This is a genomic window from Allorhizobium pseudoryzae (assembly GCF_011046245.1).
In the GTDB taxonomy this organism is placed as follows: Bacteria; Pseudomonadota; Alphaproteobacteria; order Rhizobiales; family Rhizobiaceae; genus Neorhizobium; species Neorhizobium pseudoryzae.
The window spans coordinates 429,377-444,169 of record NZ_CP049244.1 but is presented as its reverse complement, the minus strand read 5'-3'; the positions used below and the strand labels follow the sequence as shown (position 1 = coordinate 444,169).

At 61.1% G+C, this 14,793-nt stretch carries 13 protein-coding genes and 2 pseudogenes; 1 reads left to right on the top strand and 14 read right to left on the bottom strand.

Annotated elements, in window-relative coordinates; translation table 11 throughout:
• Positions 1–323 precede the first annotated feature (323 nt).
• The 9 genes and pseudogenes from G6N78_RS20990 to G6N78_RS20950 form a co-directional block, all read right to left on the bottom strand.
• Positions 324–482: pseudogene (locus tag G6N78_RS20990) on the bottom strand (transposase domain-containing protein); the annotation flags it as partial.
• 109 nt (positions 483–591) lie between these two features.
• On the bottom strand, positions 592–1,773 hold the full coding sequence (locus G6N78_RS20985; protein WP_165225330.1) for an amidohydrolase family protein: 1,182 nt from the start codon (positions 1,771–1,773) through the stop codon (positions 592–594).
• A gap of 50 nt (positions 1,774–1,823) precedes the next feature.
• On the bottom strand, positions 1,824–2,795 hold the full coding sequence (locus G6N78_RS20980; protein WP_165223457.1) for an ABC transporter ATP-binding protein: 972 nt from the start codon (positions 2,793–2,795) through the stop codon (positions 1,824–1,826).
• On the bottom strand, positions 2,792–3,769 hold the full coding sequence (locus G6N78_RS20975) for an ABC transporter ATP-binding protein (RefSeq protein WP_165223454.1): 978 nt from the start codon (positions 3,767–3,769) through the stop codon (positions 2,792–2,794). The genes G6N78_RS20980 and G6N78_RS20975 overlap by 4 nt, the downstream gene beginning before the upstream one ends.
• Complete coding sequence (locus G6N78_RS20970) at positions 3,769–5,247, bottom strand: amidohydrolase family protein (RefSeq protein WP_165223451.1); 1,479 nt, start codon at positions 5,245–5,247, stop codon at positions 3,769–3,771. The genes G6N78_RS20975 and G6N78_RS20970 overlap by 1 nt, the downstream gene beginning before the upstream one ends.
• Positions 5,244–6,437: an amidohydrolase family protein gene (locus tag G6N78_RS20965; protein ID WP_165223448.1), complete on the bottom strand. Its 1,194-nt coding sequence runs from the start codon at positions 6,435–6,437 to the stop codon at positions 5,244–5,246. The genes G6N78_RS20970 and G6N78_RS20965 overlap by 4 nt, the downstream gene beginning before the upstream one ends.
• A 7-nt stretch (positions 6,438–6,444) precedes the next feature.
• Positions 6,445–7,398 carry an ABC transporter permease gene (locus tag G6N78_RS20960; protein ID WP_165223445.1) on the bottom strand — a complete coding sequence of 318 codons (954 nt, stop codon included), beginning with the start codon at positions 7,396–7,398 and terminating at the stop codon, positions 6,445–6,447.
• A gap of 17 nt (positions 7,399–7,415) precedes the next feature.
• Positions 7,416–8,381 (bottom strand): ABC transporter permease, encoded by a 966-nt coding sequence (locus G6N78_RS20955; protein WP_165223442.1) that lies wholly within the window; start codon positions 8,379–8,381, stop codon positions 7,416–7,418.
• Positions 8,382–8,452: 71 nt separating this feature from the next.
• On the bottom strand, positions 8,453–10,003 hold the full coding sequence (locus tag G6N78_RS20950) for an ABC transporter substrate-binding protein (RefSeq protein ID WP_206531688.1): 1,551 nt from the start codon (positions 10,001–10,003) through the stop codon (positions 8,453–8,455).
• A gap of 263 nt (positions 10,004–10,266) precedes the next feature.
• On the opposite strand from G6N78_RS20950, the gene G6N78_RS20945 reads away from it, so the two are divergent.
• Complete coding sequence (locus tag G6N78_RS20945; RefSeq protein WP_165223407.1) at positions 10,267–10,956, top strand: GntR family transcriptional regulator; 690 nt, start codon at positions 10,267–10,269, stop codon at positions 10,954–10,956.
• An 82-nt stretch (positions 10,957–11,038) separates the two neighbouring features.
• On the opposite strand, the pseudogene G6N78_RS20940 reads toward G6N78_RS20945, so the two are convergent.
• From G6N78_RS20940 to G6N78_RS20920, 5 genes and pseudogenes are all read right to left on the bottom strand, one after another.
• A pseudogene (locus tag G6N78_RS20940) lies at positions 11,039–11,278 on the bottom strand (IS481 family transposase); the annotation flags it as partial.
• A gap of 41 nt (positions 11,279–11,319) precedes the next feature.
• The gene (locus tag G6N78_RS20935) at positions 11,320–12,114 is read right to left on the bottom strand and encodes a carbohydrate kinase family protein (protein ID WP_165223405.1); all 795 of its coding nucleotides are present in this window, start codon (positions 12,112–12,114) and stop codon (positions 11,320–11,322) included.
• Entirely contained in the window at positions 12,111–13,142 is a 1,032-nt protein-coding gene (locus G6N78_RS20930; RefSeq protein WP_165223403.1) for a zinc-dependent alcohol dehydrogenase, read from the bottom strand. The genes G6N78_RS20935 and G6N78_RS20930 overlap by 4 nt, the downstream gene beginning before the upstream one ends.
• Positions 13,143–13,177: 35 nt before the next feature.
• On the bottom strand, positions 13,178–13,987 hold the full coding sequence (locus G6N78_RS20925; protein ID WP_206531687.1) for an ABC transporter permease: 810 nt from the start codon (positions 13,985–13,987) through the stop codon (positions 13,178–13,180).
• 31 nt (positions 13,988–14,018) lie between these two features.
• A complete protein-coding gene (locus G6N78_RS20920; RefSeq protein WP_165223399.1) occupies positions 14,019–14,786 on the bottom strand; it encodes an ABC transporter ATP-binding protein in 768 nt (255 codons plus the stop codon).
• Positions 14,787–14,793: the final 7 nt, after the last annotated feature.

The window sequence follows — 14,793 nt, the reverse complement described above, 5'->3', positions numbered from 1 at the left end:
TGCAAAAGCGGAGTTTACAGCTCTTCTTTAGCCGTCGTTTATCGCTCGCGCTTGGACACAGGCGAACCGCTTGCGGACTGGAGCGACTGATCTTAGGGCGAAAAGCTTCGCACTGACGAAACATCTATGCAGTGCCGCACCGCCTAACGCTTTCCAGTCTTTAAATGCGGCGCAAATTTACAAATCTCTGCGGCATCAGACCCCCCGCAACCAAGTATCTCAAATCAATTACCGCTCCCATCTAACGGGGGCGGCTTTTGCGTTTTGTCAGTCATCATTGTGGTCATGTACAACAAAGAAAGTAAGCGGCAAGCCGAGGCCGTTCAGCGGGCGTAATTCCACGGCATGAGCGTCTTGAGATCGCTGCTGGGCCAGCCGTTGGCGATGCGCTCAAGGGTCTGGGTGAGCCAAGCCTGCGGATCGACGTTGTTCATCTTTGCTGTCTAAAGGAGCGTTGCGATTGTCGCCCAGGTGAACCGTCCCGGATGTGTCCGAGACCCTAGCTCGTGAGAGATGGGGTTATGACAAGCGGCGGCACAGCGTTGCGCGGCGGCAAGCGTAAAACTGTGGCGCCCTTGCGGTTGCCGTTGTCTAGCTAGGTTGGGAGATGAGTTTTCCCGCCTTAAACACCCGCCGGGCCTTTGGCACGGAGACCACAGCAAGCGGAACATGTTCGGCGTCCAGGGTGACGAAGTCGGCTTTAGCGCCAATCTCTATTCCGTAGCCTTCCAGCCCCAGCGCCATGGCGCCTGCAGAGGTCACAACATCGAAAGCGGAGGCAAGGTCCATATCCGTATAAAAACCGGACCGGTAGCTGATGATCTCTGCGCGGCGCAACATGTCTCCGTCTCCGAAAGGCCACCAGGAATCCCGGATGTTGTCACTGCCTGAAAACACTGTCACCCCTTCCTGACGCAAAAGTGCGACCGGTGGAAAGCTATGATTGCCGGGGGCGTTGGTCATGATCGAAACGCCGCTTCTGGCGATCTTTCCGGCAATCTTTCGCGCCGCATCCGTGCCCAGGTCTCCGAGACCATAGGCGTGACTGACGGCAACGCGTCCCTGCATGCCCAATGCGACCGTTCGGTCACAGATTTCCTCAATCGTGAAAGCACCCAGCGTACCCGCGTCGTGCAGGTGGATATCGATGCTGACGCCCCGCTTTTCCGCCACTCCGAACACGACATCGAGGTGGCCGTCGATGCTGCGATCGAAGCTTGCCGGGTCGAGCCCTCCGACCACATCCGCACCAAGGCCAATGGCGGCATCCAGCAGGTCCGGCGTTCCCGGGCTTTTCAAAATGCCGCTCTGCGGGAACGCAACAATCTGGATATCGATCAACTCCCGATAGGTTTCGCGTACGGCAAGGATCGTCTCCAGTGATGTCAGCCCCACCGACCCATCGACCATGACGTGGCTGCGCATCTGCAGCGTTCCATTGGCGATGCACAGATCGAGTTGCTTGCGCGCGCGCTCCTCCATGGGCGCTGCCTTCGCCATATTGTCGGCCTGGAAGGCAACACGTTCGTGCACGTCGAAGCCGTTGGTACAGGGACGGTGCGGCACCCAGGTGTCACCGTAGAAACTTGTGTCGAGATGAATGTGCCCCTCAACGAAACCGGGGACGAGCAGTTGTCCGGCGATATCGATGCGCTCAGCCTGTGGTGAGCTGACACCTGCCGGCTCGATAGCCGTGATGCGTCCTGCCGCGACGGCGATATCGCAAAGCCTGCCATCAATCAGCTTGGCATTGGTAAAAAGGGTTGTGCTCAATGTCTTGCTCTCTCTTTGGAAAAATGGAAATGGCGTGACAGCGCCTGCAATCAGGCTTTCTGATCCGCAAAATGGCAGGCGACGCGGCCGCCATCTGCGCGCATTCGCACGGCCGGCGCTTCGCGGCTGCAAAGCTCGCTCGCCAGTGGGCAACGCGGATGAAAAGCACAGCCCCCCGGCGGATCGAGCGGGCTTGGGGGTTCTCCCCCCATCAGGGCACGGTCTCGGTTTGGCGCTCGCACGTCGGGGATCGTTGCCAACAGCAGGCGCGTATAGGGGTGCTGCGGATTGGAAAACAGCGATTCCGTATCTGCTTCCTCGACGATCCGGCCAAGATACATCACCGCAATCCGGTCAGCCATGTGACGGACAACCGCAAGGTTGTGGCTGATGAACAGATAGGTCAATCCCAGCTCGTCCTGCAGCCTGCGCATCAGATTGAGGATCTGGGCCTGGACCGATACGTCAAGCGCCGAGGTGGGCTCGTCGCAGACGAGAAACTCCGGCTCGGAGGCAAGGGCGCGGGCAATTGAGATGCGCTGACGCTGGCCACCGGAAAACTCATGCGGATAGCGCCTGGCATCATCGGCAGAAAGGCCAACGATCTGCAGAACCTCGGCAACCCGTTCTGCCGTCTCCTCTTCGCTTGCGCGCAGCTTGAACTCGCGGATCGGCTCGGCAACGATATCCCCTACACGCCAGCGGGGATTGAGGCTGGCATGCGGATCCTGAAAGATCATCTGGGCTTCCATCGGTCGGCCGTTGCGATCCGGTGCAAACACGACGGCGCCCTCGGTCGGGGCGTAAAGACCCGTCACAAGGCGGGCAACCGTCGACTTTCCGCAGCCGGACTCCCCAACCAGTGCCAGACATTTCCCCTTGCCGACCGTAAACGTCACGTCCTGCACCGCCCGCAGATAGCGTTTCGGCTTGCGTTCGAGGACCCGGTTCAGCCACGGACTGGACACGTCAAAGATGCGGGTCAGCTGGTCGATCTCGAGCGCGTTGTCGGGACTTCTCATGCAACACCTCCGTCGTGGATCAGGCAAGCCGCCGCGCTGGTGCCGGCGGGCACCAGCGCTGGACGAACCAGTTTGCAACGCGGGCCGGCATCTGGGCAGCGCGGATTGAAGGCGCAACCGGCCGGGACGGCATTCAGTCGGGGCATGGCTCCGTCGATCTGCGTCAGATGCTCGACCCGGGCACCGAGTGCCGGGATGGAGCCCATGAGGCCCCGCGTGTAGGGATGCATGGGGCGGTTCACCACATCCTCCACCGAGCCGATCTCGACCACGCGACCGGCATACATGACGGCAACCCTGTCGGCCGTCTCAGCGATCACGCCCATATCGTGGGTGACAAGCATCACACCGGCTCCCTGTTCGCGACAGAGCGTCTTGAGCAGTGCGGTAATCTGCGCCTGGATCGACACGTCAAGGGCGGTCGTCGGCTCGTCGGCGATGATGAGCTGCGGGTTCCCGGCAAGTGCAAGGGCAATCACCACACGCTGGCGCATGCCGCCCGAGAACTGGTGAGGATAATGATCGACACGCTCCTTTGCCCCTGGAATTCCGACCTGCTCCAGCAGATCGATCGCCCGAGACTGCGCCTGCTTGCGGTCGAGATCGGCATGCAGGCGGATGGTTTCCACCAGCTGCTGGCCCACCGAAAACAAAGGATTGAGCGATGTGAGCGGATCCTGGAAGATGGCTCCGACCACGCGGCCGCGCACCCGGGCCATCTGGTTTTCCGGCAAATTGTCGGTCCGCTCGCCGGCGATGCGGATCTCGCCGCCGGAAATGCGGCCGGGTGGTTCGAGCAGGCCAAGCACAGACATGCCAGTCATCGACTTGCCGGCACCGGATTCGCCAACGACGCCGAGGATCTCTCCACGCGCAATGGTGAGAGAGACCTGCGATAGCGCCTGCAGCGTTCCACGCCGCGTCGGAAACTCCACCGAAAGATCTTTGACTTCAAGAGCAAGGGGCTGGCTCATCATGGCTGCTCCGGACGGGGATAGCTCGGCGGAAAAATCGTCTCGACGGGCGGATGGCGATAGGTTCGTTCGGGATAACATGCGACCAGCCTGTCAAACTGCGCCTGTGCCTGTACGCGTGCCGAGATCATGTCCATGCCGGCGACGGCACCATCGCGCATCGACAGCCTTCCATCGACGATGGTTGCCTTCGTCACGCGGCCTGTCGCCCCATAGACGAGGGTCTGCACCGGGTCGATGCGCGGGGCAATCAGAGGATCGGCCATCGTAAATACGGCAAGATCCGCTTTGGCCCCGATAGAAAGGCGGCCAAGATCCGACCGCTTGAGGGCGTCGGCACCGGCAAGTGTCGCCGCATCGTAGAATTCGGCAGCGGAGCCGGCATCGCCCTTGCCGGAGGTGACCCTGTTCATCATCAGGCCCACGGCCATGTTCAGCACCATGTCGGGCGGTGCAGTGTCCGTGCCCATGCCGATGCGGATTCCCATTGCCTTGAGGCGCGAGAAGGATGTGAGCGCCGATCCGTGACGGGCAGACACCAGCGGACAGTGAGCTACCGTTACGCCATTGTCCGCGTAGCGCGCGAGATCCTCGTCCGTCGCGACGGTGGCATGCGGCGCAATCAGCCGCGGTGAGAGCAGCCCCAGGCCATCCAGCCACTCGGGTGCAGTTTTGCCGTAGAGGCGCCTGACCGTGTGAAGTTCCATCTCGCCCTGCGCCATGTGCAGGCGCACGGGCATATCGAGGTCATCGGCCCGCGCAAAGGTTTCGCGCAGCAAAGTCTCCGTCGAGGTTTCCACCCGATCGGGTGCAAACATCCCGGAAATCAGGCCACCACCGGTCCCCTGCACCCGAACAGCGAAATCAGCCGCTTCGTTCAATCCAGCCATGCCTCGTTCTTCATCGAAAAACGGTTGCATCGCGCCGTCGACATCCAGAATGACGCCGCCACTGCGATAAGCCGGTCCCAGCCAGACCCGCAGGCCGAGATCCTCCGCTGCATCGGCTGCCGCTTCGAACTCGGCAACGGTCTCACCCCACGCACGGTAAAACAAAGATGCGATCGGTAGCGCCGAGGTGATGCCGTTGAGCAGCAGCTGCGCAAAGGCAAAGCGTTTCTGAAAGGTGAGTTCGTCGGCCGAATACATCTCATAGGCGCGCGACGCATAATCTTCGGGCCAGACACGGCCTTTCTGCCAGCCTGGCTGGTTGTCCATCGACAGCACGGTGGTGTCGAGATCGGACAACGCGTCGAGATCGATGAAACCGGGGCCGATCATTGCGTCGCCCATGTCGAACCGCGCCGCCACTTCGCCCTCGAAACGGTGGCCGACAAAGATCACCCGGTCCGCCTCAATCACGATTTCACCGTTCTCGATCAGCCGGCGACCTTCGGGAAGGTCGGCAATCACGAAACGGGCAGAAAGCGCCCAGCGGCCCGGCGGCCGTTTGCCCAGGGGAAGATCCTGCCATCTCATGGACGCGCCCTCAGGCTCTGCCCGTCACGGGCAACCACGGCACCAGCTGTCACCACAAGCTTCCGCGGCGCGTGTGTCACCACGGCTTCGGCCAGCGTCTCGCCCTCAACCAGAACCACATCGCCGCGCCCGCCCGCTTCCAGCGCATGTCCTGCCCGTTCCATGGCGAGCGCACCGCCGGTTGTGCAGACATAAAGCGCACTTGCCACCTCATCGTCGCGGCGCAGATTGTTCTTCATGCCGAGCAGCATGGCGCGTTCAAGCATGTCGCCATTGCCGTAAGGCCCCCAGGTATCGCGGAAACCATCGACGCCTGCCCCAAACCGCACGCCGGCGGCATGCAGGCGCTTGAGGGATGGCACGTCACGGGATGGCGGCGCCGTGGTCAGAATCGGAACGTCGAGTTCGGCACAGGTGTCGATCAGTCCCTGCGTCATGTTCCAGTCGGAAGCGGCAAGGCAGAAGGCATGGCTGACGGCAACCTTGCCCTGCATGGAATGGGCGCGGATCCGTTCAAAGATCATATCCATCGAGAAGGCCCCGAGTTCCGCATTTTCATGCAGATGGATATCAATGCCCTTCCCGTATTTTTCGGCGATCGCGAATATGGCATCCAGATGCGCCTTCGGATCGCGATCCATGCCGCAGGGGTCGAGACCTCCGACGAGATCGGCACCAAGCGCCATCGCCTTGTCGAGATGCTCCAGCGTGCCCGGCCGGCGTATCAGGCCCGACTGCGGAAATGCGACGATCTCGATCTCGACGATGCCTTGCAACTGGCGCCGCGTTTCCAGGACGCCCTCGATGGCGGCAACGCCCTGATCGGTATCGACATCGACATGGGTGCGGATCAACGTCGTGCCATAGGACACCGACTGCAGCGACTGGCGCATCGACTGGACATGGGCATCAAGACCATATTCGCGTTTCACGGCGCGCTCGTTGTCGATCTTGTCGATCAACCGCGGGCCAACCTCGTTCCTGTACCAGGGGTAGCCAAGCAGCGACTTGTCGAGATGCGTATGCGCGTCCACCAGGCCCGGAATAGCGATCCGTCTGTCGCCATCTTCCACCTCGACGCCGTCGGCTGAAAGGCCGGGGCCAATGGCATCAATCCGGCCGTTGCGAATGAGGATATCGGCGGTCTCGCCACCCATTGGACGGGTATTCTTGATTAAAAGGTCGGTCATTGGAACCTCAATGCAGTTTTGGGTTGAGGGCGTCGCGCAGCCAATCGCCCAGCACGTTGATCGACACCACGAGAAGACAGAGCTGAATGGCGGGGAAAAGCACGATCCACCACAGACCGGAGAACAGATACTGATTGCCGATGCGGATCAGCGTTCCGAGCGACGGCTGCTCCAGTGGCATGCCGACACCCAGGAAGGAGAGCGTCGCCTCAATCAGAATGCCGAGCCCGAAATTGAGCGTTGCCGTCACCAGCAACGGCGTCGTGGTGTTCGGCAGGATGTGCTTCAACATGATACGCCGAGCCGGCACACGAATGAGGCGGGCGGCCTGCACATATTCCTTGTTGCGCTCGACCATCGCCAGCGCCCGGACGGTGCGGGCATATTGAACCCACGCAGACAGCGAGATTGCCAGAACGATCACCGCTGCGGCGCCGCTTTCGCGCAGTTGCGGCGGCAGCAGTTCGCGGGCAACAGCAGAGACGAGAATGGCGATCAGCATGGTCGGCATCGATAGAAGGACGTCGCCCACCCGCATCAGCAGGCCGTCGGCCCATTTGCCGTAATAGCCGGCGATGAGCCCGAGAATGGCGCCGATGGTGAGCGACACGGCGACCGAGGCGGCCCCGATGATGATCGACGCGCGCGAGCCATAGAGGATGGCCGACAACATGTCGCGACCCTGCAGGTCTGTGCCAAGCAGAAATGGCCACTGGCCGTCCGCATGCCAGATCGGCGGTATTTCGGCATTCAGCAGTTCCAGCGCCGCAAGATCATAGGGGTTCTGGGGCACGATCCACGCCGCGAAGAAGGCGGAAAGAATGAGCACAGCCAGCACGATGGCTGCCAGAACGGCAGACGGCTTGTGCGTGAAGCTCCACCAGAGATCGGAATTATGCAGGCGCGCCACCCACCCGAGACGAGACTTTTGCGGGGGACTGCCGGGGTGAACGAGTGTCATGGGAGCTCCTTGCCGTCTCAGGCTTTGCGCAGCCGCGGGTCGATCACGGCATAAGCGATGTCGACGACGGTGTTCAGCGCAACGAAGATGAAGGAAACGATGCACAGATAGGCGGCCATGACCGGGATATCGACGAAGGTCACCGCCTGCATGAACAGCATGCCCATGCCCGGCCATTGGAAAACCGTTTCCGTGACGAGAGCAAAAGCGATGAGATTGCCGATCTGCATGGCGGTGAGCGTGATGACCGGCATCAGGCAGTTTTTCAGGGCATGCCGGAACCAGAGAGGCCGTCGCGGCACGCCACGCGCCCGGGCGAACTTGATGAAGTCCGTTCGGAGAATTTCGAGCATCTCTGCCCGCACGAGGCGCATCACCAGGGTGACCTGGAAGAGCGAGAGAGACAGCGCCGGCAGCGCCAGGGCAGCCCGGCCCGATGGGGTCAGTAAGCCTGTTGTCCACCAACCGAGGTTGACCACCTCGCCGCGTCCGTATCCCGGCAGCCAGCCGAGTGACACGGAAAAGACAAGGATGAGGAGGATCCCGACCAGAAAGCTTGGAAGCGACACGCCGATGACAGACGAAAACTGAAGGCTCTCCGCCCACCATCGGCCCCGCCCGATGGCCGTAAACACGCCGAGCGGAATTCCCACAACGAGTGAGATGATGGTGGCAATCAGCACCAGTTCGAACGTTGCCGGAAAGCGCTCGGCAATCAGCGTCACGACGGCCTGCTGATTGCGCCAGGACAGGCCAAATTCGCCTTGCGCGGCATTGACGACGAAACGACCGTACTGGACGAGAAAGCCATCGTTCAGCCCAAGACGTGCGCGCAATTCGTCGCGCTCCACCTGCGTTGCGCTCTCGTTCATCATCATTTCCACGGGATCGCCGAGGAAGCGGAAGATGAGGAAGGCCAGGAAGGCGACGGCAAGCATCACGAGAATGGCATTGCCAATCCGCTTGATGAGGAAGACGATCATGGTGCAGCGTCCTGGATGAGAAAAACGGATGGCAGGATGCGTGCCGGATTACCGGCACGCATCTGCTTCACTTACTTCTTCACCAGCCAGAGGCGCGGCAGATTGTCCGGCATCAGCGGCAGATCTGCGACCTTGTTGGTCGTTGCCCAGGTGAGCGGCTGCTGGTGAAGCGGGATCATCAGCACATGCTCCTTGGCTACCTTTAAGGACTGCGCCTCAAGGGCAAGCCGCTTGGTGCGATCGAGTTCTGTTGCAGCTGCTTCGGTCAGTGCGTCGAACTCCTTGTCGGACCATCCGCCCCAGTTGAAGATCCCAAACGTCCCTTCCTTGGTGTGCAGGACCTGCGACGTGAGGCTGTAGGTATCGAGCATGGGCAACGTCGCCCAGCCGAGTGTGTAGACATCCACCTTGCCGCTCGACCGCTTCGGCGTCTGGACCGCACGCGGGGCCTGATCGAGTTTCGGTTTCAGACCGACACGCGACCACATCGAGGCGATCGCCTGGCAGATCTGCTCCTCGTTGACCAATGTGTCGGTACAGTTGAAATCGAATTCGAAGCCCTCGGCGCCGGCCTCCTTCAGGAGCGCCTTGGCTTTGTCGGGATCTGCCTTGATCGGGGTATCGAGTGCTGCATCATAGCCAGGAATGGGCGGCGCAACGAGCGTTCCAGCATTGCGCGACTTGCCGCGCATGACACGCTTCTGGATGAGATCCAGATCGATTGCAAGCTGCAGCGCCTGGCGCACACGCACGTCCTTCATCGGGTTGGGCGCACCGGAAATCAGCTGGTCGCGCTGCGAAAAGCCAAGCATGACGGTGCGCAGGTCCGTGCCTTCAAGCAGTTTGACGGTGGGCGACGCTTCGAGACGCGGAATATCCTGCACCGGTGCCTTGTCGGTGAAATCAATGTCACCGGCCAGCAGAGCAGCAACGCGCGTCGCGTCAGAGGCAATCGGTGAGAATTCGATCCGGTCGATATTGTGTTGCGGCTTGTCCCACCAGCCATCGAACTTGACGAAGACCGACTTGGCGTCAGGCTGACGGCTTTCGACCTTGAAGGGACCGGTTCCGTTGGCATTGTAGGTGGCAAAGCCCTCGACGCCCGAACCGACATCGGTGGGTGCCTCCGCGTTATTGTCCTTCAGCCAGCCCGCGTCGAAAATGTAGATCGTCGTCAGATCGTTGAGCAGAAGCGGATAGTTTTCCGATACGTCGATCTCGATCGTATGGGCATCGATGACGCGCGACCCCTTGTAGGCGGGAATATTGCCTTTCAACGGCGACTTGGGATCAGACGCGCGCTTCAGCGAAGCCTGCACATCGTCTGCGGTGAACTCGGCACCGTTCTGGAATTTTACGCCTTCGCGCAGCTTGAAGCGCCAGGTTGTTGGCGACAGGATTTCCCAGGATGTTGCCAGCGCCGGTTCAATTTCCAGATTCCGGTCATAGCGCACCAAACCTTCGTAGACGTGGTTGAGAACGCCAAGCGTGAAACTGTCGCCGTAGGAATAAGGGTCAAGCGACCCGATATCCCGCGATGCTCCCCAGCGAAACGTCTCGGCCGAAGCAGGCAGTGACAGCACCAGAAGCGCTGTGCTGGCCATAATCGTCTTCATTAGAATGTTCATTGTGTTCCCCTTTTTTGGCATTCGTTGGCGGATCATAATTGCATGCAATATCCTCAACGAGAAGATTCTTCGACTCGTCGTCAGGTAGCGTTTCCGGTCGAAAGGCATGATCTGTACGGCCCATTGGCAGGAAGTATTATCGTCGATTGCATGCAATTTCAACAAAAATTTGCGTTCAAAAATTTGCGGTCGATAGAATGCGAAACCTGGGCTATAAGGCCGCAACAGATCAATTCGTCCCGTGCCGGAGGCCGTGCATGTCCACTCAGCAAAGCCGCAGCGACGCGATTTACGCATCATTGCGGCGTGCAATTCTCGAGCAGGCGCTGAAACCAGGCGTCAAACTCCCGGAAGATTCCATCGGTGACACCTTTGGTGTCAGTCGCACGAGTGCGCGCAACGCGCTGCTTCGACTGGCGTCTGACGGACTGGTCGAGATCAAGCCCAACCGCGGGGCATCGGTTGCCATGCCGACCCTGGAAGAGGCAGACGAAGTGTTCGCCCTGAGGCGCTGCCTAGAACGGGAAGTGATCGAGCGGCTGTGCAAACGCATGCCAAAAGATGGCATCGACGCCTTGATTTCACACGTGAAGGAAGAGGAGCGTGCTCTGCGGGCCGCGTCACCGCGCTCCATCCGGCTCGCAGGCGAGTTTCACATTCTTCTGGCGGAATTGACCGGCTCCAAGCTGCTGATCGACTTTATCAGTCAGGTCGTGTCGCGCTCATCGCTGATCCTTGCGCGCTTTGGCCGGCCGCATTCGGCCGAATGCGGGATCGATGAACATGTCCGATTGATCGAGGCGCTCAAGGAATTGGACGTATCAACGGCGGTGCAGATCATGGATCATCATCTGCACTCGGTTGAGGACCGCGCGAAGGTTGACGATAATAAGGACGGCCCGGAAATTTCCGAAATCCTCAGCAGATACATGACAACATCGCAGTAAGGCCAACCAGCATTGATCCGAACGTTTGTGCCCATGGCGTCTGCCAATTGACAGGATGTTCCATGGGCGCTCTGGAGGGTTCTCGATGCCGTGACGAGCGCGTCAGATGAGGGATGGTCGGTTGGAGCGCAAAGAGGCAGTCATCAAGCGGCAACACTGTATGCCTGCGAAAGGCGACAACGACGGCTTCCTCCTCCAGTGAAAGCACAGTCGAGCGCGGCTCTTTGATCCCGGATCGTCTGGAAAGCGCCCTTAGGCTATCTTTATTCTTATTTATTGCTTGACGGACTGCCTCTGTCGTCGTGGCGCTCCCGGATAAAATCTAACCCGTAGTGCCTCCCGACATGCCTTGTCGGCGCCTCTTCAACCCTGGCCGGAGTGAGAGCCAGGGAGCTTCCGGCTTCTCCGATCGGGGCTGCTGGTCCCGCAGCTGGCGTCGGTGAAGCGTGCCCTCATCGTCTCGCTGGCCAAGATCTGGGAGCGGTTCGCGGGTACGTCGATGTCATGAAAACTTACCAGCAGCTCCATCACTCCATCGCGGAGAGTGGCCTGCGGTTGCAGCACATCCTTGGCCGCCGTCGCAAGTGTCGGATGGATCTCCTCCAGTCCGCCACGGCTGCTGCTTTCGGCAAGCAACACCACATTGAGCATGCCCGTATCCGCCTGTGGCTCCTGCTCGAACACCTCGTATTTCTGGTTCGGTTCGGCAAGCCCGATGCGATAGGAGAGCATCCGCCCGGCGGAGACCAGATCCTGAAGAACCAAGGCCAGTTTGGCCGATGCGCCGTCAGCCTGGCTGCGGTCCACGGAATAGGCCTGGATCAGCACATGGGTGCCCGTCCCCCGGCCGCCGGAGGCGATGCATTCGGCCGGTATGCGCAGAACCTGGGAGAAATGCTGGCGCATCTTCGAAGACCACGGCGTGGGGTGGCGCACGAGATCCAGATAGTCGGGATGTTCGAGCGCTGCTGTATCATCGAGCTCGTAGATGGTGAAATAGCGATCCGAAGCGGCGCCGAAGGCGGCGTAGCGACGGGCGGCGCGGATGCCGGGCGGCGTCAACCGCTCGGGCACGTGTTCGAACGTGTGCCACGTCTCGTATTCGTCCCGCATGGCGGTAGGAAAATCGTTCCAGAGCGCGAGGAAGGCCTTACTCATGGTGCGTCACCGATCGTCAGCATGACTTTCGACGCGACACGGGTGTGTGCAAGCCTAAAGCCCTCCAGCGCATCGGCGAGGGCGAAACTGTGGCTGATCAGCCCGCGCATCAGGCCCTGGTTTGTTTCGAGGAAACGCAGCACGTCGTCCCAGGTCGCCGGCGGCGCGCGATACGACCCGCGGATCTGCTGATGCATCCGCACCAGCCGCGTCAGGTCGATCTCGGCAGCGCGCGGATGAATGCCGACAACCGTGAAGATGCCGCGCTTCTTCAGGAACGGCAGGCTGGCATTGACCAGAGACGGTACTCCGGCCGCCTCGATGATGGCATCGAAGGGGGGATAGTCGGTCAGGGCCATGTCCAGCGTCGTGTCCTGCGTGTCGATCAGGTCGGCAAAACCGGCCGCACGCAACGCGGCGAGCCGCGGCTGGTCATCGCGTCCGAGAACTACGACCCTTGCGCCTTTGGCCCGTGCGAGGATGGCGATGCCTTGTCCGATGAAGCCCGGGCCGATCACCAGCACCGTCTGGCCGGCTCGAACATCCGCGGTGGCGACAGCCTCGGCGCAGACGGTCATCGGCTCCGTCAGGGCCGCGATCGACAGGTCGAGCCCGTCCGGCACCCGGTGGCAATTGGCATGGGGAACACTGACCAGAGCCGCGAAGGCACCGTTACGCCCGATGCCGATTCCCTTGCGGGCGCTGCAGTTATCATCGTCCCCGGCGAGGCAGGCCGCACAGCGGCCGCAGGTGGTGGACGGACGCGCCGTCACCCGCATATCCAGCACTTCCTCGGCAATGCCCGGCCCGACCTTTACAATCGTGCCGGCAAATTCATGGCCAAGCGTGACCGGCATCGCGCTTTCCATCGACTCATAGCCCGGTGTCCAGGCGGCGATGTGGAGATCCGTGCCGCAGATCCCGGCGGAATGGACGCGCACCAGCACTTCTCCGGCCTGGGGCGCAGGTTTATCGGGCGCGCGGAAGTCCAGCCCCGCGGCGGCGCGGGTCTTTTGCAAGGCAAGCATGGTGCAGTCTCCAAGAAATCAGGACGCGGAGGTTATCAGCGCCAGCTGAGAAAGTGCTTTTCGACCCTGCCGATGACGAAACTGACGATCAGGCCGAGCACGGACAGGATGGTCACGCCAGCGAACAGCTTTTCGAGATCGTAGAGCGAACCGGCTTCGAGAATGTAGGAACCGACGCCATACTGTGCGCCGAGCATTTCGGCAGCCACGAGCAGGATGATCGCGATCGAGATCGAGACCCGGAGCCCGGACAGGATGGCGGGAAAGGCGCCCGGAAGGACGATCTTGCGCACGATCGACCACCAGCTCAGCCCAAAGCTCTGACCCATGCGGATCAGGGTCCGATCGACATTGTCGACGGCGCCGTAGGTCGCCACCACCGTCGGGGTGAAGGTGCCAAAGGCGATCAGCATGTATTTCGACATCTCGTCAATGCCGAACCAGATGACGAACAGCGGCAGCAGCGCAATCTTCGGGATCGGAAACAGAGCGGCGACCAGCGGAACGAGGCCGGCGCGTACATAGCTGAACAGACCAATCAGGACGCCGAGGGCGACGCCGACAGAAACGCCCAGCAGGCCGCCGATGAGCAGGCGCTGCAGCGAGGGCAGAAGATGCTTCCACAGAAGGCCGGTCTGCCAGAGCTGCACGAAGGTGTCCAAAACGGCAGAGGGGCGGGGCAGGGTGAGGTTGGAAATGAAGCCGCTGCGCGTACCGGCTTCCGCAAGCGCGATGAGTGCCACGAAAACGATCAGTCCCATCCCGCGCACCGGCACCGGGGCAAAGCCGCCGCCGCGAAAGTTGACGGCCTTGATGCGACCGGAGTTGCGGTCGTGTGCGTCCATCAGCGGTACACGCCCTGCCGTCGATGTGGTTTCAGACATTGACCAGCTCCTTGTCCGCCGCCATGGCCTCTTCGCGCATGAGGTCCCAGAGCTGGGCCTGTTTGGCCTCCAGCTGGGGATCACCGAGATGACGGTCTGCGAGCGGGATTTCGATATCAACAATGTCGCGGATACGGCCGGGACGGCGAGACAGCACGACGACGCGGTGCCCAAGCCTCACCGCCTCGTTGAGATTATGCGTCACATAGACGGAGGTAAATGGCTGACGGGTCCACAGGGACACCAGATCATCCATCAGCAGCTCACGGGTCTGGCTATCGAGCGCAGACAAGGGTTCGTCCATCAGCATGACGGCGGGCCGCACGGCAAGCGCTCGGCTGATGGCGACGCGCTGGCGCATGCCGCCGGACAGCTGCTTTGGAAGCGCCGAACGGAAATCGGAAAGGCGGGTTCGCTCCAGAACGTCTGTGACGATGTCATCCATTTCGCGACGGCTGAGGCCGTGATTTTCGAGAACGAGCTTGATATTGCCTTCCACCGAACGCCACGGCAGAAGCGCAAAATGCTGGAAGACATAGGTCAGCGGGTTGAGCGAATCCGCGGGCGCATCGCCGACCTGCAGAACCTCGCCCTTCGACGGGCGCTCAAGCCCGCCGAGGAAGCGCAGGAGCGTGGACTTGCCGCAGCCGGACGGACCAATCAGACAGACGATCTGCCCCTGCGGTATGTCGAGCGAGATGTCCTTGAGGACTTCGACGGCTCCGTAATAGTGGCTGATATTGTTGAGTCTCAGGTCCATGGCGGTC